Source organism: Thermostichus sp. OS-CIW-30 (assembly GCF_054060215.1).
The window spans coordinates 92,567-112,857 of record NZ_JBSSCZ010000008.1; the positions used below are offsets into that span (position 1 = coordinate 92,567).

Here is a 20,291-nt window from a genome sequence, read left to right on the forward strand (position 1 = left end):
GGGTTAGCGCAGGTTGAGTTGGGGCTGCAAATTAAAGGAGTGCCCCGGCACCATCACGTAGACGTCGGGGATGTTGGTGGGCTCCAGGCTTTGCAGGGCTAACCCTTCGATGTTGGAGCGCAGGGCGTTGTTGATGGTGGCTTCCAGTTGGGACAAAACCTGCGCCTCGTTGCCCTGAGCGGCCAAGCCAGGAAACTGGCTGTACACGGCGCGCGCCAAGCTGCTGGCCAAGGGGAGCTGGATCAGGGTGAGGTTGGATCCCCCCAGCTGGGGGCCCAAGGTGTTGGCCCGGCCGCGGATGCCCAAAGCTTGGAGGGCATTGGCCGTTTGGCTGACGGGGATGGTGCAAGTATCCATCTTGTAAACGGGCACCGAAGCCATGGTCAGAGCAGAAACGCTGGTCAGTTGCACCACAGTAAAGGAGGCAGTGCCGTTATAGGCAAAGCAAAAATCGCGAAAGGCTGCGGGCACATTGGCAGCGCGGATGGGGCGCTCATCGTCAAAGCCGCCCGACTCGGCGAAGATGTTGCGGATAGCGAATCCCCCGAAGAAGGCCAGCAGGGCCACCACCAGCAGGATCGTCAGATCGGAGGAGGAGACCCCCCCGCTGGAGCTGCCGCCTCGCCCACCACCGCCATATCCCCCACCGCCAACATAGCTGGAGGTGTAGCCGTAAGCCGCGGAACGGCTGTAGTCGCTGCGGTAGCCGGATTCCCCAAGGACTCCGTCCCGCTTACGCGAGCGGCCAGCAAAGGACTCCGTCCCGCTACCGCGAAAGGCAGAGGAACGGGCGGATCCGTCGTAGCCGCGGTTGCTGGAGACAGAACGGCGGGAAACCAGGGCTTGCCCAGGACGCTCACCGGCTCCTCCTGCAGCGGCTTTCTGCCCCCCCTTTTCGCTGTCAACACGAGACCCCTCGTCTCGGCCAGTCTGGGGGGAGCGGTTGGAAGGGCGAGAAGCGGCCCCTTGCGCGGACTCCCTGTAGCTATCCCGCCCATTCTCCAAGGACTCCGTCCCGCTACCGCGAACGTCCAGCCAATCCTCTGCGCCCACAAAGGTTGAGCCCTCTTCCGGCAAAGGGGGTGGGGAACGACGACTTTGCCGCTCCCTTCCTTCACCAGAGTTTGCAACCAAGGAGACCGCGGCTTCCTCACCGGCAGAATCCGGGGAATGGCGGCTGGGATCGGGGGCAGCAGTCCGTTCCGCTGCTGCAATGGGATCTTGATCCTCAAACTCAGAAAAACCCATAGTTCTTCGAGCGCTCCCCTCAGCTGCCAAGGCAAGACGGCTTTCAATTTCACTCCCCCGAAGGGAAGCAACTACTGTATCCTAGCAGCTCCCCAGCCAGGACATCGGATGCTATTCCTGGGATCCAAGCCAGCCCATACGCTTCTCCAGGAGAGGCAACTGCGCTTTCAAGGCGCGCAAGGCTCGGCCTCGGTGGCCGATGGCCTCTTTTTGAGCTGGGCTCATCTCGGCAAAGGTTAGCCCCACTTCGGGCACCCAAAACAGGGGGTCATAGCCAAACCCCCCCTCTCCCCGCGGCTGGGTCAAGATCTCTCCCGAGCATACCCCTTCCACCAGGGCATGCACTACACCTTGGGGATCCACCAGGGCGATGGCGCAGTGAAAGGTGGCCCGGCGATTTGGGATCCCTTCCATTTCCCTAAGCAACCGCTCGATGCGGGCAGCATCGTTGGGGGCATAGCGAGCCGAGTGGATCCCAGGGACGCCGCCAAGGGCTTCTACCGCTAGGCCGGAATCGTCGGCAATGGCCCACTCCCCCAGAGACTTGGCCACGGCTCTGGCTTTGAGAAAGGCATTTTCGGCAAAGGTGGTGCCGGTTTCTTCCACCTCAATTTCTGAGGGCATGCGGCGCAGCTCCCAAGCAGGGGCATGGGCCTGGAAAAAGGCATTGAACTCGCGCCATTTGCCGGGGCTACTGCTGGCCAAGATCAAAGGACGGGTCATGGAAGGTTCCTACGAGTGGAAATCTGAGGAGGCGGAAGGCTGTCCAAGGGCTTCCTGCCTAATGGATCTCGAGAACCATGTTGTGCAGGGCTGTGTTAATCACCAGGGTGGATCCCCATCGCTCTACCTTGCCCCCATCCCAATGCATGTGTCCGCAGATGTAGTAGCGGGGCTGCACCTGTTCCAAAAGGGGGCGCAAGGTGGGTGTGCGACGGTGATACCACTTCCCGCCTTCATCCAAAAGGCCCCGCGGCGGAGCGTGGGTCAGCAGCAGGTCAATGGGTCGGGGGGGCTGACTGTAGAGGGTGAGCAGCTCCTGCAAATGGGCAGAGGTCAGAGACCAGCTCCAGCCACAGGGGGGAGTCCAGGGCACAGCCAAAACCTGTAACCCCAGCCACTCAAAGCAGCAGGACTGGGTGATGGCCCGCCCCCAACAGCCAACCAGCGAATTCAAAACCGAAGCTGCTGGATCGTGGTTGCCAGGTAAAAAGAGCCAGGGTTTGCCCAGGCTCTCCACTGCCGCCAAAAAGGATTGCAGATGAACCACCTCTGCTTGGGCTGCCGGATGAAAGCCCTGGGTGGCCTTGCGGGAAGGTTTGCCGGCCTTGGAACAGAAATCCCCGCAGTTGATGTAAGCATCCACCTCCGGCAGATGGGCAAGGGCCTGCCGGATCAGCCGAGCGCTGCCGTGGTAGTCAGAGCCGAGCAGCAGTTTAATCCCCATGGGCCTCTGCAGCAGAAGAATCCAGGTGGGATCCCTGAAGCAGGGCGGCAACTTGCTGCCAGGGGCTGCTGTACCAAGCTTGCTGGGCTTCCAGTTCTTCGCCGAGGGATCCCGTGGGGCCAAAATCTGGGCAGGCGTACCCCAGGGAGCGTAATCCTGCCACCAACACTGCCGGAGACAGCCACCACTGCTGGGCCAAGCGCAGCAGATCCACCTGGCTGTGGGTTTGCAGGTATTGGCGGAGCTGGCGTTGCAAGCTGGCAGCGGAGGGCAGGGGCACCGCTTGCTGATGGACGGCAATCAACAGCTCGCTGCTGGGGGTGCAACAGAGCAGCCACTTGAGGTGATCCAGAGAAGGGGGCCAGCTCCACAACCAGAGTTGATCATAGCGGTGGCCGGCTTGGGGACGGTCGTAGTGGAGAGTCAGGTACCGCCGTTCGCGATAGCGGGCCGTAGGCCTTGAAGACAAGACCAGCGAGGGGCGGCGGAAGCCGTAGAACAGGATGGTTCCCTGCGCCTGAGGCCAGAGGACAGAAAATCGGTCTACAGCTTGCCAACGCAAAGGCTGGGTGGGCTGGGGGGTGGGGCGCCAGATCAACAGAGGTGAGGGCTCTGTCCCCCTCTGGGAGCCAGTCGAGGGCTTGGAGTTGGGCATGGGAGGAGTGGCATCCAGAGAGGCGGGGGAGATGGGAGACTTGCTCCCATCAGGGGTGCGGGGCGCTGTTTTCTCGAGAGGGGGGTTGCCGGCAGTGGCAGCCTCTTGGGCAGGTTGGATCCCGAGAATTTCCAGCTCCAGTTGGGTTTCTCCCTGCCATGTTTTGGCCTTGAGCGTGTAGGCTACATCAACTCGCTCCGGCAGCGGATGGGTTTCCGCTCCCCGCCAACGGATGGCCCAGAAGGGGCGCTGTGGCCTCGGGTTTGTGCTCCCCACTGCTGACCCGTTCGCCAAAGTGTTGCCCAAAGCGTTGCCCAGCGATAACCCATCAGTGTCGTAACTGGAGGTTTTGACAGCTGAGTCGCTCCTGCCCGGACAAGAGGACTCCGTCCGAGTAGCACGTAACCCATGGGAGCGTTGCGTAGGGAGAGCAGGATCCCGGAGCAGCAGCTTCAGGTGGCCGGGAACTGGGCCAAATCGCTGCTGTTGCAGAACCTGCAGGTTGCGGCTGCAGAAGACCGGCTCAGGATTGCCGATGCCACAGGGCTGCAGATGCTGCAGCTCTCGATAGAGGTCAAGGGTGAGATCTGACAGCGACACTTCGGCATCGATTTGCACCAGCGGCTGGATCTGCTCCGGCTGCAACTGCTGTTGGGCAAACTGCCGCAATCGTTCTTCAAAAAAAGGCCAGTCTTCTGCTCTCAGGCTAAATCCCCCGGCAGCCGGGTGGCCGCCGTGCTTGGTGAACAGATCCTTGCAAAACTCCAACGCCTGAAACACGTCAAACTCGGGGATCCCCTGCCGCGCCGAGCCACTGATCTCCCCTTGCCGCGACTGGCTGCCGATGAACACCGGACAGCCAAAACGCTCTGCCAACCGCGAGGCCACAATGCCGATCACCCCTTTGTGCCATCTCCGCTGAGGGGATCCCAAAATCGTCAATACCCGTTCCTGCTGCAAATCCCGGCCTTGCTGGGCAATTTGCTCTAGGGCTTCTGCCTCGATGCGCCCGCACATCTGCTGCCGCACCTGGTTGAGCCGCTCGCAGCGGCGGGCCAGTTTCTCTGCTTGCAGGGGATCGTCGGTGGTCAGCAACTGGATCCCCATTCTCGCCCGGCCAATTCGCCCAACGGCATTGATGCGGGGCCCCAGGCCAAACCCAATCCACTCAGGCCGCAACCCCTCCAGGGATCCCTGCATGCCCATCACCTGCAGAAGGGCGCGGATCCCTGCCACCTGGGAGGTGGGCAAGAGGTGCAGCCCCTGCCGCACCCAAAGGCGGTTAACCCCCGTCAGCGGCGCCAGATCGGCAATGGTGCCCACAGTAAACAGTTCCAGGGCCACCCGCTGCAGATGGCCATCACCACGGCGCTCGGCCAGCGCCTGGGCCAGGAGGTAGGCAACTCCCACCCCGGCCATCCCCCGATAGGGAGAAGAAACGGGGAGCTGCTTGGGATTGAGGATGGCATCGGCAGGGGGCAACTGGGGCGGCAAATCGTGGTGATCCGTCACGATTACCGTCAAGCCCAGAGCTTTGGCCAGTTGGATGGGCTCGTGGGCGGAGATGCCGTTGTCCACGGTGAGAATGAGGCGCACTCCCTCGCGGTGCAGCTCTTGTACCATGCGGCTGTTGAGGCCATAGCCCTCCGTCATGCGGCTGGGGATGCGGTAATGCACTGGAGCGTCCTGCAAAGCCCGCAGCAGCAGGGCCGTGCTGGTCATGCCGTCGGCATCGTAGTCGCCGCAAATGGCGATGGGCTCTTGTCGGCGAATCGCCCCGTCCAGCAAGTCCACCGCCAGGGGCAAATCGGCAAAATCCTGACTGGGTGGAGGCAGGTGGGCGGGATCCGGCTGCAAATACTGCTGCACGGCAGCAGGGCTGGAGAGGCCGCGATTGAGCAAGATCTGGGCCAACACAGGCGAGATCCCCACTGCCTCGGCCAAGCTTTGGGCAGCCAACTTGTCCACCGGATGAAACAGCCAGCGTTGAGCAGGGATCCCGGCCATAGGGAAGGGTGGGGCTTGGATGGGGATAGAGGGTAGGCAGTGCTACAGTTGGCCTATAGGGTATCCTTTTGACGTTAGCTCAAAACGCTCCTCTGAATCTTTCCTGCCGCCGATGTATTCTCTGCTGCTTACCTATGGTCTTAACCCGCTGACAGGCTTAAAGCTGTTGGTCAAGTCCTCTGAGCAGACCTCTCTGTGGACACTGGCCCAGCAGCTTTGGGGCCGCCCCGGATCTCGGCGACGCAAGCCGCGCCTACAAATCTCGTTAGGCCGCTTGGTGCCAGAGCAAACCGAGCACTTGTCCAAGTTGGAAGTGCTGCTGCGTCTGCGGTTTTTCATTGCCCTCGAAGCGGAAACTCCAGAGAGTGCTGCCCACCACTGTCGCGAACGGTTCTTGCTTCCTTCCGGCCAGGGATCTGCCATTCAGCTTGCCCGCTACACAGAGGGCTCGCAGCAGTACAAGACGGAGATCATCCGCTTTGCCCTGGGGGGATCCCGCACCCTTGTGGCGAGGACTCCATCCCGCCGCCGTCGCCTCTGAAACAAACTCCCCGACAAGCCATAGCGATAGAGCATGACTCTAGTCAATAATAAGCTCAACTATACTGAAAATAATGTATAATATGTTCAGTACGGATTACTACCAGTTGATCTTTCTGTTTACTTTCGAGTCTGCCAACATGGTAGCCAAAGCAAAGCAGAAAATTGGTAGTAAGACGACACGGAAACTGCGCTTTGGGTATTCTACTCAAAGCTTTGCGGGATACCGCCATTCTGTTTGGAAACAAACAGAATGCTATCGCTGCATAGTTGAACAGTGATGTTCAGCAGTGTTCAGCGTAAATGTATCAGTCTTGCCAGCCTATCTATACTGGAGATGCACTAGATCTGTGTTTCTCCCGTGAACCCAACTGGGCTGCATCTTTGCGGTGGCAGTGCGGAGCATTCTATCGGTGGTGGGCGGCATCTGCAAGCCCATCCCTGGCACAGCCTTGCCCAAACTTCGGCTTACGCTAGCTTTGAGTTGTCCTTCCCGCAAGGGGGTGAACTGCGAGCTCTGGCACTGTGGGGGATCCCCGCAGGCCCAGGCAAAGACTCCATCCCAGATGCAGAGGTTTGAGTTGCCGCCAATCCCGCCAGAGGAGATGGATCCCATGTGCAACACCCGTCAGGACTACGGCTGGCTGAAATGCTCCGTACCCCTGTTGCCAGCGCAACCGGCCCTCTTTGCCGGATCCCTGGCGGCCTTTGCCCTTGTGCTCCACGCCGTTAATGGGAACGTCCTGCCGGCTGCTTTGGCCCTGACCCGTTACCAAGTGCATGTACTGGCGGATGGGGCGGCGGAGTTGGCTCAGGTGCGCACCCAGGTGCCGGATGCCTATTTTGTGCAAGGGGATGGGCAGGTTTTCATTCTGGCGGGGACGTTCATCAACCGTAGCCATGCTCAACGCCGTCAGGCCGACTTGGAACGGCTGGGGTTATCGGTGCGGGTGGTGAGCCGCCAAGAGACGGATCCCCCTCTGCCCCCTGCTTTTCCTGCCCAAGCAGCACCCAGCCGCCCTGCTGCCAGCTCAAAAGCCTCTGTGCCGCCGACGCCAACCGCTCCGCCCTTGGATCCCCAGCGTCCCTTTGCCACCCACGTGCCCAACCCCACCGGTGATCCCCGTTTGGAAGAACGGGTGCGCCGCTTCTTTCCAGGAGCCACTGTGGTGCAGTACCGCGGCCAGGTTGCTTTGCAAACGGGAACCTTCTCCCGCCTGTCGTTGGCCCAGGATCAAGCCCGCTGGCTAACCGCTCAGGGGTTACCGGCAGTGGCAGTGTCGCTGGTAGGAGAAAATGCTGGCCAGGATCCCATCTCCAATCCCGCAAAAGGAGAGCGCTATTGGGTGTTGGTGGCCGATCCCACCGGGGAGAAATGGCCTGCGCTAAAACAACTCCTAGAGGGATCCCTGCCCTTGATCTACGATGACCTGCGGGTGGTGCGCACAGGTGGGTTTGCCGACCCTGCTGCTGCCGCCGAGCAGGTGCGTTACTTGGCCGGCCAAGGCTATGAAGCGGGGATCTTCCCCGCCGATCTGCGCCGCTCTCAGCCTCTTTTGCAAGCGGATCCCGTCTCCTCCTCGCCTGCCCAGGCTGTTCCTCCTGGGGAAGAAGGTGGCAGCGGATTTTGGGTGGTGGTGCCGGCTGGGGAAGAGGCCCTACCCAAGCTGCAACAGTTTGCCCCTGATGCCTTCCTGCGGGGCTCAGTGATTCAGGTGGGCACCTACCGGCAACGGGCCAACGCCGAACAGGCGCGGCGCTCTCTGGCCGAAGCAGGGTTCGATGCCCGCATCCTGCCCGTAGAGTAGCCAAGAGCCACTTCCGCCATAAACGCTCTCCTCCTTCCCTGCCGTTGGGGATCCCCATTCGGCCCAAATGGCGACCTGGGTGAGTTTCTGCTTTTGACATACTCCCCACCCTACTGGCTTGTCAAAGCCTACAGCCCGCTTGGGCGAATAGAGCGGTTGACTACCCTGCCACTGCCCTGAGCCTACCGTAAAGCCCTCCTCAAGGACGGAGCGTTTGGGCAACTGGGCGAGGCTGGTAAGAAGGATAGGCCAGCCGTTGCACCACCTGTTTGCAATACACCGCCTGTTTCAATAGCAGTGCGGAGCATTTTTCCTAGAGGGCTTGCTTAGCCTGCTGCAGCGTCTGCTCAAACACCTCCAGCGGCTGCGCACCCGAGAAAGAAATGCCGTTCAAGATGAAATGGGGAGTGCCACCAATGCCCAGTTGAGAGGCCAAGTCAATATCTCGCTGAATGGCGCGTTCTGCCGCCCGACTGCGCCGATCCCGATTGAATTTTTCTATATTCAGGCCCAGCTTCTCAGCAGTGGCCACATAAAACCCATCCCCAAGCTGGGATTGGTTGGCAAACAGCTCGTCGTGAAACTCCCAGAACTTACCTTGACGTTGGGCGGCCCAAGCAGCCCGGGCAGCCGACATCGCTTCTGGGTGGATGCTGGTCAGGGGCAGGTGCTTGTACACCAAGGTCACCTCATCCCCGTGGTCGGCCATGAACTGCTTGAGGGTGCTGTGGGCGCGGGCGCAGAAGGGGCATTGAAAATCGGAGAACTCCACCAACACTAACCGCAGAGCGTCGGATCCCAGTTGAGGGGAATCTCCGATGACGGCGCGTGGGTTCTCCCGCAGTTGACGGCCAAATTCTTCCTCCAGCCGCTGCTGTTGTTGCTGCTGCTCCTGGTACTGTCGCTGCTGGTATTCCTGTACGGCCTCCAGAATCACCTGGGGGTTCTTTCGAATGATCTGCAGCACCTGCTCTTCCAAATCTGCCGGGGCAGCCGCCGCCGCTGGTAGGAAAACCGGAGCTCCACTTCCCACTCCCAGCAGAACCACCAGCCCGAACAAAAGCCCAGCTCGAGCCCAAGCACGAAAAATCCTCACCAGCCTATTCATTCCAACCCCCCTCTCAGCCATGCCTAGAGCCGTCGCAACTCACCCAGCCTACCGTCAGATCCCAACAGTGTCTATCACTCGTTCGGGGGGGTTAGGAATTGGTGACCTGCAGAAGCTGCTCCTTGATCCGCTGCAACTGGCTGGCCCAGCGGGGATCCGGCTCAGAGGCTGCCTCACTTTCGGCGACGACGGTGGAGCGCCCACCCTTATTGCCGCGCTGGCGTTGCTTTTTGCTGGGGGCAGGGTTTTCTGCCGACTCTTTAGAGCCCTTGGCCTCAGAATCTCTGGACGCTCTGGAATCTTTGGAACCTCTGGACTCTTTGGATGAAGGCTCAGAGGTCGCTGTTTTGGATTCGCCTTCTTCCCCTCGGTCGCGCGGCTGGGCGAGCTCAATGCGCAAGTTGACATCCCCAAAGCTGTGGCCGTTGAACTTTTCGATGTACTGCTGCGCCTGCTCTTCGGTGTTCACCGTTACAAAGCCGAAGCCGCGGCATTTGCCTGTCTTCCGATCCCGGATCACCTTGGTGGAAATGACCTCACCGGCAGAGCGAAAGAGCTTCTCCAGTGCCTGACGATCCACCTCTTCCGGCAGATTTCCAACATACAGACGCACAGGCATGATCCAGCGAAGCTCCTAATCGAAATAACAAAAGGCCAAAATGCAAAGCGCTACATCTAGGGCGCTCAAGCCCATAACATCAAACCCGGAACCCGGTAGTCCATTGTCACACCATAGCGCGCCGCAAAGCGCAACCCTTGGCAATCACGAAGCTATTTTTTAATTTACCTCAACCTGGAGCCGCGAAGACGAGGAGAACGGTTTTTGTGAACGACTGCTTTGTACAGCCGGTTTGTACAGCCGGCTTTTGCAGCTAAGCTAAGCCGGTGTTGTTCAGGCGATCCCGATGTTGAAAAGGTCGCGCCTGGGGGCCTGTGTAGTCGGCTACAAGATGTCCTTGCCCTCGCAGTTGGTAGCGGTAGGTCACCAAGCCTTCTAAGCCCACCGGGCCGCGCGGCGGCAGTTTTTGGGTGCTGATGCCCACTTCTGCCCCAAAGCCGTAGCGAAACCCGTCGGCAAAGCGGGTGGAAGCGTTGTGAAAGACCCCCGCTGCATCCACTTCATCCAAAAATCGCCGGGCAGCAGCGGCATCCTCGGTTACAATCGCTTCGGTATGGCGGGATCCGTACTGCTGGATGTGGGCAATGGCCTCGTCAAGGGAGCCCACCACTTTAATAGAGAGGATCAAATCGGCATACTCGGTGCTCCAGTCGTCCTCGGTGGCCGGGATCAGATCGGGCACCAGCTCGCGGCAGAGGGGATCCCCCCGCAATTCCACCCCCCTCTCCCGCAGGGCCTTGACCGCTAGAGGTAAAAAGTGGGGGGCTATGGCCTTGTGGACCAACAGGGTCTCGATGGCATTGCAGGCGGCGGGGTACTGGGTTTTGCTGTCCACCGTCAGCTTGATCGCCATGTCCACATCCGCTGCCCGATCCACGTACAGGTGACACAGGCCATCGGCATGGCCCAATACCGGGATGCGGGTATTCTCCAGGATGTAGCGGACAAAGCTGCTGGAGCCGCGGGGGATGATCAGGTCTACCAGCCCCTCCAGTTGCAGTAGGGCCTTGACCTCGGCGCGGCTGGTGAGCAACTGCAGGGATCCCTGGGGGAACTCCGGGATCTGTTGCAGGCCCGCCTGGATGGCTGCCATCAAGGCTTGACAGGAGAGCAAAGCTTCGGATCCCCCTTTAAGCAAGACGCTATTGCCGGTTTTCACCGCCAGGGCGGCTATTTGCACCAAAGCATCGGGCCGCGACTCGAAGATCACCCCCAGGACCCCCAAAGGGTAGGTGCGCCGTTCCAAAATTAGCCCCTCGTCCAGTTCCCGGATCAGCAAAGCTCGGCCCACCGGATCCCCCAGCCGGATCACCTGCCGCACTCCGGCCACCATATCTGCCAGTTTGTGGGCATCCAGCTTCAGGCGAGCATAGGCAGATGCCGACAACTCCCCGGCTTTCACCATCTCCGCCGCCCGCTCCAAATCCGCCCGGTTGGCGGCCAAGATAGGCTCTTGGTGCTCCACCAAGGCAGTGGCCATGGCCTCTAGAGCGGCATTCTTAATAGCCGTGGGCAAGGTGGCCGTGTGTTGGGCAGCAGCGCGGGCCAACTGCACTTGGGACAGCAGCGGGCGGTCTGAAGCAGAGGCAAGCGAGCTGGGGCAATCGGTGGCAAGGGACATAGAGTCAGAAAGGGGGCAAAGTGCCCATTTGGAAGAAAAGGGTTGCGATGATAGGTTGTAACAAAGTTGTGTTGAACTGTGATCCTAGAAGCACCCCCGGAAGGGATCCCTATGCTAGGTTGGGCACAGTCGGTTGGGGTTATCTGTAGCCTACCAAAATCCGGATCCCACTTGCTGCAGCAGGGGAGCCTTTCCTTGCTCTCGATGCTTCTAAGCTGAAGTTCGCATAGGGGAAGACCCTTGCTCGAAACCCAGTTCCCTGACAATTAGAGATCCACCTCTGGAGATCCACCTCGTCAACCTTGACTTTTAGCGCCTTCCAGGAGAGCCAATGAGAAAGCGTGGGTTTGTGGTCAGTGCAACGGCTGCAGTGATGACAGCGGTATCGCTGGTCGGCGTGCAGCTATCCATGCCGGGCTGGGCAGGGTTTCGCCGGGATCCCAAAGAGGTGGTGGACGAGGTTTGGCAAATTGTTAACCGGGAATATGTGGATCCGTCTTTTAATTCCCTGGATTGGGAAGCGGTGCGGCGGGATCTGCTCAGCCGAGAGTATGCCACCCGAGAAGATGCCTACGCGGCCATCCGGGAAGCCCTGAAGAAACTCAACGATCCCTACACCCGATTTCTGGATCCGGATCAGTTTGCCAGCATGCAAATCGATACATCCGGCGAGCTGACCGGGGTGGGGATCACGCTGGGCATGGATCAGGAGACAAACGAGCTGGTGGTGATCTCCCCCATTGAAGGGTCTCCTGCCGACCGGGCTGGGATCAAATCCAAAGACGTGATCGTGCGCATCGACGACAAGTCCACCGAAGGCATGGACACCAACGCTGCAGTCAACCTCATTCGGGGCGAGCCGGGTACGCGGGTGCGGCTGACCATTCGCCGCGAGGGGGAAGGGCTAAAGGTGTTCGATTTGGTGCGGGAAAGAATTGAGCTGGCCACCGTGCGCTACGAGGTTCACGAGGAAAACGGCCTGCCCATTGGCTATATCCGGATTACCCAGTTTTCCGGCAACGCCGCCGAGAAGATGCGCCAAGCCATTCGCGAGCTGGAAAAACAAGGGGTAGCCGCCTACGTTCTGGATTTGCGCGCCAACCCAGGGGGCCTGCTCTACTCCAGCGCCGAGATTGCCCGCATGTGGATTAACCGGGGCAGCATTGTCTCGACGGTGAACCGCCAAGGGGAGCAGGATCGCCTGACGGCCAACAACACGGCCCTCACCGATAAACCTTTGGCCGTTTTGGTGGATGGTGGCTCGGCCAGCGCCAGCGAGATTCTGTCGGGGGCTCTGCAGGATAACCGTCGCGCCGTGATTGTCGGCACGCAAACTTTCGGCAAGGGCCTGGTGCAGTCGGTGCATCCCCTGTCCGATGGATCTGGGCTGGCGGTAACCATTGCCCGTTATCGCACTCCCAACGGTAACGACATCGACCACAAGGGCATTACCCCCGACATTTTGGTGGAATTGTCCGAGGAAGATCTGAAGCGGCTCAGCCAGAACCGAGAATTGGTGGCCACCCCAGCCGACCCACAGTATGCTGCTGCCATCCAGGCTCTGCAGGCTCAGATCTCTGCCCGTCGGCAACAGGCCCAGGAGGTCATTCGTTCCTCTTCACGTTAGCCGGTGTTGGGGGCGGTTTTGATGGGTCTCAGATCTGGCACTCCTGAGACTGGGGTTAAGCCGAGGCCCAAGCTATTTAAGACTATTAAGACTCTTCTCATTCGAGTTATTCGAGGAGTGTTGACCAGCGCCGGGCTGGGGATGCTTTTATTGTTTCTGTAGGTGGCGCGTAGCACAATGGCGGGGTCGAAGATCGCGGGATCCATAAACTTGGCCGGACGGGATCTGCTCAAGCTCAGCGACCTAACCCCGGCAGAGCTGTCGGCCCTACTAGCCCAGGCGGCTGAGTTAAAGCGGGATCCCTATCGGGTGGAGCTGCGGGGTCGGGTGTTGGGGCTGTTGTTTCAGAAAGCTTCTACCCGCACCCGCGCCAGTTTTACGGCAGCCATGGCCCAATGCGGGGGCAGCACCCTGGATCTGGTGCCGACAGTGATGCAGGTGAGCCGCGGCGAACCCCTGCAGGATACGGCCCGCGTCCTCTCCCGCTACCTGGATGTGATCGCCATTCGCACCTACGACCAGAAGGAGCTGGAAACCTTTGCCGAGTATGCCGATGTTCCGGTGATCAACGCCCTCACCGATCAGTTTCACCCCTGTCAGGTGTTGGCCGATCTGCTCACCATTCAGGAGAACTTTGGCCAATTGGCGGGACTGACCCTGGCCTATTGCGGCGATGGCAACAACGTTGCCCACTCCCTGCTGTTGGGTTGTGCCATGAGCGGGATCCACATCCGCGTCGCCACCCCCCCCGGTTACGAGCCGGATGCGGCAGTGGTGGAGCAAGCCCGCACTCTGGCCCAGGGATCCCAGGTGTTGGTGCTGCAGGATCCCCAGGAAGCCGTCTCTGGATCCCAGGTGGTCTATACCGACGTGTGGGCCAGCATGGGTCAAGAAGCTGAGGCCGAGGCCCGCAAGGCCACCTTTCTGCCCTACCAGGTCAATGCCGAGCTGCTGCAACGGGCGGATCCGCAAGCCATTGTGCTGCACTGCCTGCCGGCCCACCGGGAAGAGGAAATCACCACTGAAGTACTGGAGGGATCCCAGTCCCGCGTGTGGGATCAGGCGGAAAATCGCCTACATGTGCAAAAGGCACTCCTGATTCAGGTGCTGGGCGCAGGATGACCCCTCACCCCCAGGCTAGAGAGCGGGTTAGCAAATGAGCTTACCGGAAAACTGGGTCTATGGTCATTTCGATTTAAACCAGGACACTGCACCCACACCCCAAACGTTGGTCGCGTCGGCGTTGCAGAGCAATAGCGTTGCGGAGCGATAATGCAGAGGGCCAGAAGGTTTTTCAAGGACTCCGTCCCGCTGGCGCGACCAGTAGCCTAGGCGTCTCACCCTAACCTGAAATGACTATATTTGACAAAACTGGCCCAAATCCTAAGCTGGCTACCGATTACTGCTGGGGCGGCGGGCGGCAATTGCCAGGCTGACATTGGGCACCCGCTGCAGAGTATCCATCACCTCCACCACCTTGCCGTGGGAGAGGGCCAAATCGGCGTTGATCACCACCAAGCGGCGCCCTTCAGCCGGCTTCTCGGCCAGGATGCGTTCCACTGCTGGGATCAGAGCAGAGATATCGGCAATCTTCTCCTGATTGACAGCAATCTGTCCTTCCGCCGTCAGGCTCACCGTTACATCCGGCTGCAGACGAACTTCAGCTGTAGTGGCATCCGGCAGGTTGACATCCAGAGCCTCGGAGCGGGTGAGCACCAGGCTGGCAATCACGAAAAACACCAGGATCGAGAAGATGACATCGATCAGGGGCACGATGTTGATCTCGCCAGCTCGGAAGTTCTCTTCGGGGATGCGCATAGGTTAGGAGGGCTCAAGCGAGGAGTAGGGGGGAAGGGTGGAGCTGCCACTGGGGCTAGATTGGGTGTAGGAATACTGGGAAAGCTGTTGGGCCTGCATCTCTTGCCGCTGCCGATGCAGCAGCTCCAGCATGCCGCCGTACTCTTGGATCTTAGAGAGTTGCCGCAGGTACAAAGAGCGGAAGACGTTGGAAATCAACAGGGTGGGAATAGCCACAATCAGTCCAAAGGCCGTCGAGTACAAGGCTTCGGCGATCCCCCGACCTACCCCCTGGGTATCGGTGCCGCCGATATCCCCCAGTTGAATGGAGCTGAGGATCTGGATGATGCCGGTGACGGTGCCCAACAAGCCCAAGAAGGGGGCAACGGTGATTACGGTGTCGAAGACAGTGTTGAAGCGCTTCAGCAGAGGCACTTCTGCCGCCAGGGCCGTTTCCAGAGCCAGCTTAAAATCTTCCGGGCTGGCCTCGTTCAGCTCCAGCCCGGCCAAAAAGATGCGGGCAATCGGCAAATCGGCATTTTGCTCCAGCAAATACTGGGCAGCGCGCGGGTTGCGCCGGTACTGGCTCAGGGCTTGCTGCACCACCTCCTCCTGCCGATGGGTGATCTTCCACCAAAACAGCACCCGCTCAATGCAACAGGCCACTGAGAAGACCGAGAACGTCAACAGGGGGATGGAGTAATACCAACCCTGGATCATGAGCTGCAAGACTCTATCCATCGATCCTGATTCCCCCCTTCAAGCGGCAATTTACGCTCATCTTGTCATAGCACTTTCTCGGCAGGGCTGGGATCCCTTCTTGCGCGGCGAAGGTTGCACCTTTTGGCAATTTTGCCCCCATGCCGGATCTCATCTCGTCAATTGTCAATCCAGAGGGCATACTGGTTGCAACAATTTTGGATCCCGAGGGCGTGAATTATGAAATTCAGACGCTGGTTGGGTCTTTGCTGCGCCGGCTTGATGGCCTTGCTGTTGACGGCTTGCGGCAAGGGATCCGCCCCCTACGACAGCATCGTGGTCAATTTTGTAAACACGGCCACCCCCAGTCAGATTGCTGCTATCGCTAAAGAGTATCACTTGACGCTCCGCCCCAGCAGCGACAGCGCTTTTGCCCGCCAAGAAGCGATCTACCTGTTTGACGTGGATGCCAACCACCTGGGATCCACGCGGCGGCTGGTTAAGCGGCTCACCGACGAAGCCTTGATCGAGTATGCTCACCCCAACTATCAATTCCAGGCGGCTTTCGTGCCCAACGACCGCCTCTATCCCCAGCAATGGAACCTCAGGGCCATCCGCATGCCGGAAGCCTGGGACATCTCCCAAGGGGAAGGGGTGACGGTAGCCGTGGTGGACACGGGAGTAACACGAGTGCCGGATCTAGCCCAAACCCAATTTGTGAAGGGCTACGACTTTGTGGATGACGATGAGGATCCGGAAGACCTCAACGGCCACGGCACCCATGTGGCGGGAACCATCGCCCAATCCACCAACAATGTCTTGGGTGTAGCCGGCATTGCCTTCAAGGCCAAGATCATGCCGGTGCGGGTGTTGGATGCCAATGGCTTTGGATCCCTGTCGGATGTGGTGGAAGGGATCCGCTATGCTGCCGACCACGGGGCTACGATCATCAACCTCAGCCTGGGTAGCCGCGCTTCTGCCCAACTGATGGAAGAGGCAGTGGCCTATGCCCACAGTAAGGGGGTGACGGTGATCGCAGCCGCTGGCAACGAAAACTCCAACCAGGTGAGCTACCCGGCCCGCTACCCGCATGTGATCGCTGTCTCGGCCACGGGGCCCAACGGGGAGAAAGCCCCCTACTCCAACTATGGGGTGGGGGTGGACATCTCTGCTCCCGGCGGAGCCAAAACGCCTGATCACCCCGAGTACGGCATTCTGCAGCAAACCATCAATCGTCGTAACCCCAACGAGCCGGTCTTTGCCTACTTCCAAGGCACCAGCATGGCCACTCCCCACGTAGCCGGTGTGGCAGCCCTGATCCAGGCTCAGGGCATCAAAGACCCGGACAAGGTGGAAGAAGTGCTGAAAATGTCGGCTACCCCAGTGCCCGGCGACAAACAGAACTTCTACGGGGCTGGTCGTTTGGATGCAGCCAAGGCGCTGGCCAGGGCCACAGGGCAACAGGAGGAAAACCCCTTGGTGCTCTGGTTGAAGGACTTCCTGCAGTACCTGAACAACAATGGCTACCTCAACCCACGCTTCTGGTTCGATGGTGGCCCGATTGCTCTGGTGCCGAAGCTGCTGATGGTGGTGGGCGGATACATCATCCTGGTGCTGATCCGCTGGTGGCTGGCTCCCAAGCGGTTGCTGCAGACGGTGCCTTTGCTAGCCGGGATCCTGTTGGGCAGCGCCGGTCTTTTCCCCTTGCAGGGGCTGGCGATTGTCGGTGGCCCCCGTTGGCCCTTCCAACTGGCGGGCAGCTCCCTGCCGGAGTTGGGCACCGCCTTTGCCCAGACCAATGCCTTGAACCCCCTATTTGCCAGCGTGTTGATCCCGGGCCTGTTGATGTTGCTGCTCCTGGGCCATCGGCGCTGGCGCTGGGCGGTGATCGGCCTGTGCATCGGCATGGCCTCGCATCTGCTCTTGTCCGGATCCCTGTTCTATGAGGGGGTGCTATGGCTTGGATCCTCTGCTTGGTTGGGTCGCTCCTTCTTGCTCTTCAATGGCTTGCTCTGCCTGGGCCTGGCCTACTTGGGAGCGCAAGCGGCTACGGAATCTCAGTCCACGGCAACCGGGCTGGCGCTGAGGCGGTGATGCAAGAGTACAGCGGTACCATCCAGTTCCTGGATATTGAAGGGGGGGTGTGGGTGCTAACCCTGCCTTCCGGCGAGCACTACGCCCTTTTCCGTGCCTCCAAAGAGCTCTTGCAAGAGGGGCTAGAGGTCACCATCCAGGGACAGATCAGAGAAGACATGGTGACGGTGGCTCAGGTAGGGCCGGTTTTAGAAGTCAAGAGCTTCCAGCGGCAGCCCTAGCTTGGCTTGCGGCTCCGGCCATACCAATCGGGGATCCCCAAGCGGGGATCCCTGCTTTTCGATGTCAGAATGCTTTTACAGTCGCTTCAAACAAGATTGAGACACCTCGCTGCCGACCCTCACCCCTAGCTTCTCTTTAGTTAGGAGAGAAGGAAAGTTAGGAAGCAATGCAACGAAAATATTTCATTTCCGTTTAAAAAGAATCTCGTTTCCACGGCTGAGCATTCACGAAGCTCAAAAAACGTAGGTAGGCAGCTGTATCCCGTGACCGCTTAATACTTACATAGTCATAAGTCTGTAGCCTGAACAACTGGGAAACCATCATCGCTGTTTTAGAGGGGAAACCTACTGGCGAAAGCGGGACGGGATCCTTTGCGGCAAGGGCTGTTGTGGAACCAGTAACAAGAATCCTCACCCTACCGCTACGGGGAAGCAAGCCAGTAGAGCAGGGAACATGTCAAAGCAGGTTGCTCAGGCGGCTGTGAAAGACCGAGTAGATCTCTGCGTAAGACTTCACCCACTCTGGATCCGGTTGAACATAGCGTTCTACCTGTACCAATCGATCGGCAGCCTGTTGGACAGAGCAGCACCAATAGGCAGAAGCGGCCAAGATGGCTGCCCCCACAGCCGGCTCCGGGTGTTTCACCACAGCCAAGGGACGAGCAAGGATGCTGGCGCGTAGGCGCAACCAGAGAGGGCTTTTGCTGCCTCCACCGGTGGTGAAAATCGGGCTCTGCTCTGGCACTGGGATCCCTTGAGCGGCCAACGTTTCCAGCCCCAGCCGCTCCACCATCGCTACCCCCTCCAACAAAGCAGCGTAAAAACGGGGGGATCCCTCTTCTGCCTCCGGCAAGAACCCGGCAAACTGGGGATCGACAATGGGAAAACGCTCTCCCGGCTGACAAAGGGGATAGCTGACCAGCCCGGTGGGCAGATAAGCCTGAGCTTGCTGATCCAGCATTTGCAGGTTGCCGTCGGGGAAGTAATGAGGCAAAACTCCGCCTCCACAAAAAGAGGCGGCCCCCGGCCACCAAACCATTCGTTCGCGACAGCGGTGCGGAGCACTGTCCGGGTGCAAATGGGAATAGATGCTTGGGGTTTGTATGGGATCCGGACTGTTGGCCTTAAAAATAAGGGTTGTGCCCAAGCTGGTGGAAACCTGCCCCAAGCGAATAGCCCCTGCCGCCAGTTGCCCGGCACAGCCATCGGTGATCCCTGCCGCGATCAGCACTTCCGGCCCCAACCCCCAGTCTGCTCGCACCGTTCCTAAAACCGTTCCCGGCGGTACCACCTCGGGGAAATGCTTGGGGTTTAGGCCCTGCCGCGCCAACCACTCCTGAGGCCAGGTGTAGGCCTCCAGGTCGAAACCGCTCTTGAGGGCATGGGTGTGATCGGTCACCTGCCTGCGCCCCCCCAGTTGGCTCAGCAAAAAGTCCGCCGGATGCGCCAAGTAGCTGTCTCGATACTGATCAGGATAGGCTTCCGCCCACCACAGCCAACGGCTGAGACCCCAACTGGCAGGGATCCCCAATTGCTTGGCCTGAGCCTGGCCCCGTGGGTCAGAATACAGCCACGCCTGTTCCAACGGCATGCCTCGACCATCCACCGGCAGAATGGTGCCGGAAGTGCTGCAAGCACTCAGAGCTGCAATGGAATACTGCTCCCCCAGTTGCGCGGTCAGTTGTCCCAAAAGGGCTTTCAGGGTTCGCAACCAGCGGCCCGGATTGGTCTCTGGGGGATCCCACTGGCGCTCGCTTTTGGCCACCACCTCCCCCTGCTCTGAGAGGGCCACCACCCGCATCCCAGAAGTGCCCAGATCGATCCCAAGAAACACAGGGGGCATAGGAATACTCACCTGAGAATGCTTTGTTTATATACGGGGTGGCCAAGTGGCCTCAAAAAGGGGCCCAAACTGGCTCAAAAGATGGGATCAAAATCTCAAAACTCCTGGCTGCTCCGAGCCAGTGCTTCTTGGATATCCAGATCCAGCCCTCTCACCGATTCCAGCACCGAGCGGGTGATCAGCTTGCCCTCCTGCACCAAAACCGCGCCGGTTACAGGGTGCAAAAGTGGCTGCTCCGCTCGCCGACCGATCAACGCCTCGATATCCTGAAAAGCATGGATGTACATCCCGGCAGGCAATTCCACCACCACCCCTTCCCCCAGCACCCGCGCTTGGCAGGCCAAGCGAGAGTTAGGCTTGCAGGTGGTGATCACCTCCAGGGTGCGCTGCTCCCGCTTGCTCATCGGGGATAAAGACTCCATCCCCTCCTTAACGTACACATGACAGGTGGCGCAGAGGCCGCGCCCACCGCACTCTTTCAACACATTCAGCTCTTCTTGCAGCAGCACCGAGAGCAAATTGCTGTTGGTGGCGATTTCAGACACTTGGGCAATGGGATCCAACCGCACACGCTTGACCATAGTCCGCACTTTTTGGGCTACTGGATGCTAAAAAAGCTAGCATCTTTCACCAATGCAGATTGCCGGAACAGGGCAGTTCTACCTAAGCATGCAGGAAAATCCCCCATGCGCCATTCAGGTCTCGGTGCATACGAATGCCCTCTGAGCCTTCTCGGCACTCCAACTATAGGTCTTGCTGGTGTAGGCTTCAGAAACTTGACCAAAAGGCGCGGCAAGCCCCGTCCTTCAGGGCGGGGAAGGATAGCGCCGACCGTAGCCGACGCCCTTTAAAAACGCAGTGTCGGCCATGTGAATATCGTTGTCATCACGCATAGGCCAAGAATACGATTGAGCGGTGCAACGACTTCAAGCCTTCAAGTACGAATTGCTGCCCAAC

The 20,291-nt window shown here is 59.5% G+C and carries 17 protein-coding genes; 6 read left to right on the plus strand and 11 right to left on the minus strand.

Annotated features, from left to right (window positions below; all coding sequences use genetic code 11):
• Window positions 1-3: 3 nt before the first annotated feature.
• The 4 genes from ACVWZF_RS05040 to recJ all read right to left on the minus strand — a co-directional run bounded on the left by ACVWZF_RS05040 (window position 4) and on the right by recJ (window position 5,357).
• Window positions 4-1,248: a hypothetical protein gene (locus ACVWZF_RS05040; protein ID WP_457411009.1), complete on the minus strand. Its 1,245-nt coding sequence runs from the start codon at window positions 1,246-1,248 to the stop codon at window positions 4-6.
• A 111-nt stretch (window positions 1,249-1,359) separates the two neighbouring features.
• Complete coding sequence (gene rdgB, locus ACVWZF_RS05045; protein WP_457411011.1) at window positions 1,360-1,971, minus strand: RdgB/HAM1 family non-canonical purine NTP pyrophosphatase; 612 nt, start codon at window positions 1,969-1,971, stop codon at window positions 1,360-1,362.
• Between the two features lie 58 nt (window positions 1,972-2,029).
• On the minus strand, window positions 2,030-2,695 hold the full coding sequence (locus ACVWZF_RS05050; RefSeq protein ID WP_457411013.1) for a metallophosphoesterase family protein: 666 nt from the start codon (window positions 2,693-2,695) through the stop codon (window positions 2,030-2,032).
• Window positions 2,685-5,357 carry a single-stranded-DNA-specific exonuclease RecJ gene (gene recJ, locus ACVWZF_RS05055; protein ID WP_457411014.1) on the minus strand — a complete coding sequence of 891 codons (2,673 nt, stop codon included), beginning with the start codon at window positions 5,355-5,357 and terminating at the stop codon, window positions 2,685-2,687. Before recJ ends, ACVWZF_RS05050 begins: the two co-directional genes overlap by 11 nt.
• A gap of 112 nt (window positions 5,358-5,469) precedes the next feature.
• Between recJ and ACVWZF_RS05060 the strand changes: the two genes are divergently transcribed.
• Entirely contained in the window at window positions 5,470-5,898 is a 429-nt protein-coding gene (locus ACVWZF_RS05060) for a hypothetical protein (RefSeq protein WP_457411016.1), read from the plus strand.
• A gap of 388 nt (window positions 5,899-6,286) precedes the next feature.
• Complete coding sequence (locus ACVWZF_RS05065; RefSeq protein ID WP_457411018.1) at window positions 6,287-7,705, plus strand: SPOR domain-containing protein; 1,419 nt, start codon at window positions 6,287-6,289, stop codon at window positions 7,703-7,705.
• 313 nt (window positions 7,706-8,018) lie between these two features.
• Here the strand turns inward: ACVWZF_RS05065 and ACVWZF_RS05070 are convergent, their stop codons facing one another.
• The 3 genes from ACVWZF_RS05070 to ACVWZF_RS05080 all read right to left on the minus strand — a co-directional run bounded on the left by ACVWZF_RS05070 (window position 8,019) and on the right by ACVWZF_RS05080 (window position 11,053).
• Window positions 8,019-8,813, minus strand: coding sequence for a DsbA family protein (locus tag ACVWZF_RS05070; protein WP_457411019.1), 795 nt, complete (start codon window positions 8,811-8,813; stop codon window positions 8,019-8,021).
• Window positions 8,814-8,904: 91 nt separating this feature from the next.
• The gene (locus ACVWZF_RS05075) at window positions 8,905-9,432 is read right to left on the minus strand and encodes an RNA recognition motif domain-containing protein (RefSeq protein WP_011432462.1); all 528 of its coding nucleotides are present in this window, start codon (window positions 9,430-9,432) and stop codon (window positions 8,905-8,907) included.
• 253 nt (window positions 9,433-9,685) lie between these two features.
• Window positions 9,686-11,053, minus strand: coding sequence for a glutamate-5-semialdehyde dehydrogenase (locus tag ACVWZF_RS05080; protein WP_414409028.1), 1,368 nt, complete (start codon window positions 11,051-11,053; stop codon window positions 9,686-9,688).
• A gap of 331 nt (window positions 11,054-11,384) precedes the next feature.
• Here ACVWZF_RS05080 and ctpC point away from each other — a divergent pair, with 331 nt between their 5' ends.
• Complete coding sequence (ctpC, locus tag ACVWZF_RS05085; protein ID WP_011432460.1) at window positions 11,385-12,680, plus strand: carboxyl-terminal processing protease CtpC; 1,296 nt, start codon at window positions 11,385-11,387, stop codon at window positions 12,678-12,680.
• A gap of 177 nt (window positions 12,681-12,857) precedes the next feature.
• Window positions 12,858-13,802 (plus strand): ornithine carbamoyltransferase, encoded by a 945-nt coding sequence (gene argF, locus ACVWZF_RS05090; protein WP_011432459.1) that lies wholly within the window; start codon window positions 12,858-12,860, stop codon window positions 13,800-13,802.
• A gap of 270 nt (window positions 13,803-14,072) precedes the next feature.
• Here argF and ACVWZF_RS05095 read toward each other — a convergent pair whose 3' ends face one another.
• Both ACVWZF_RS05095 and ACVWZF_RS05100 read right to left on the minus strand, forming a co-directional pair.
• Window positions 14,073-14,498: an ExbD/TolR family protein gene (locus tag ACVWZF_RS05095; protein ID WP_011432458.1), complete on the minus strand. Its 426-nt coding sequence runs from the start codon at window positions 14,496-14,498 to the stop codon at window positions 14,073-14,075.
• A gap of 3 nt (window positions 14,499-14,501) precedes the next feature.
• On the minus strand, window positions 14,502-15,218 hold the full coding sequence (locus ACVWZF_RS05100) for a MotA/TolQ/ExbB proton channel family protein (protein ID WP_049749560.1): 717 nt from the start codon (window positions 15,216-15,218) through the stop codon (window positions 14,502-14,504).
• Window positions 15,219-15,416: 198 nt separating this feature from the next.
• Between ACVWZF_RS05100 and ACVWZF_RS05105 the strand changes: the two genes are divergently transcribed.
• Complete coding sequence (locus ACVWZF_RS05105; protein ID WP_457411021.1) at window positions 15,417-17,270, plus strand: S8 family serine peptidase; 1,854 nt, start codon at window positions 15,417-15,419, stop codon at window positions 17,268-17,270.
• On the plus strand, window positions 17,270-17,491 hold the full coding sequence (locus ACVWZF_RS05110; RefSeq protein ID WP_457411023.1) for a hypothetical protein: 222 nt from the start codon (window positions 17,270-17,272) through the stop codon (window positions 17,489-17,491). The genes ACVWZF_RS05105 and ACVWZF_RS05110 overlap by 1 nt, the downstream gene beginning before the upstream one ends.
• Before the next feature lie 457 nt (window positions 17,492-17,948).
• Here ACVWZF_RS05110 and ACVWZF_RS05115 read toward each other — a convergent pair whose 3' ends face one another.
• The gene (locus ACVWZF_RS05115; RefSeq protein WP_414332211.1) at window positions 17,949-19,334 is read right to left on the minus strand and encodes an FGGY-family carbohydrate kinase; all 1,386 of its coding nucleotides are present in this window, start codon (window positions 19,332-19,334) and stop codon (window positions 17,949-17,951) included.
• 95 nt (window positions 19,335-19,429) lie between these two features.
• Entirely contained in the window at window positions 19,430-19,915 is a 486-nt protein-coding gene (locus ACVWZF_RS05120) for a 2Fe-2S iron-sulfur cluster-binding protein (protein ID WP_011432453.1), read from the minus strand.
• Between the last annotated feature and the right edge of the window lie 376 nt (window positions 19,916-20,291).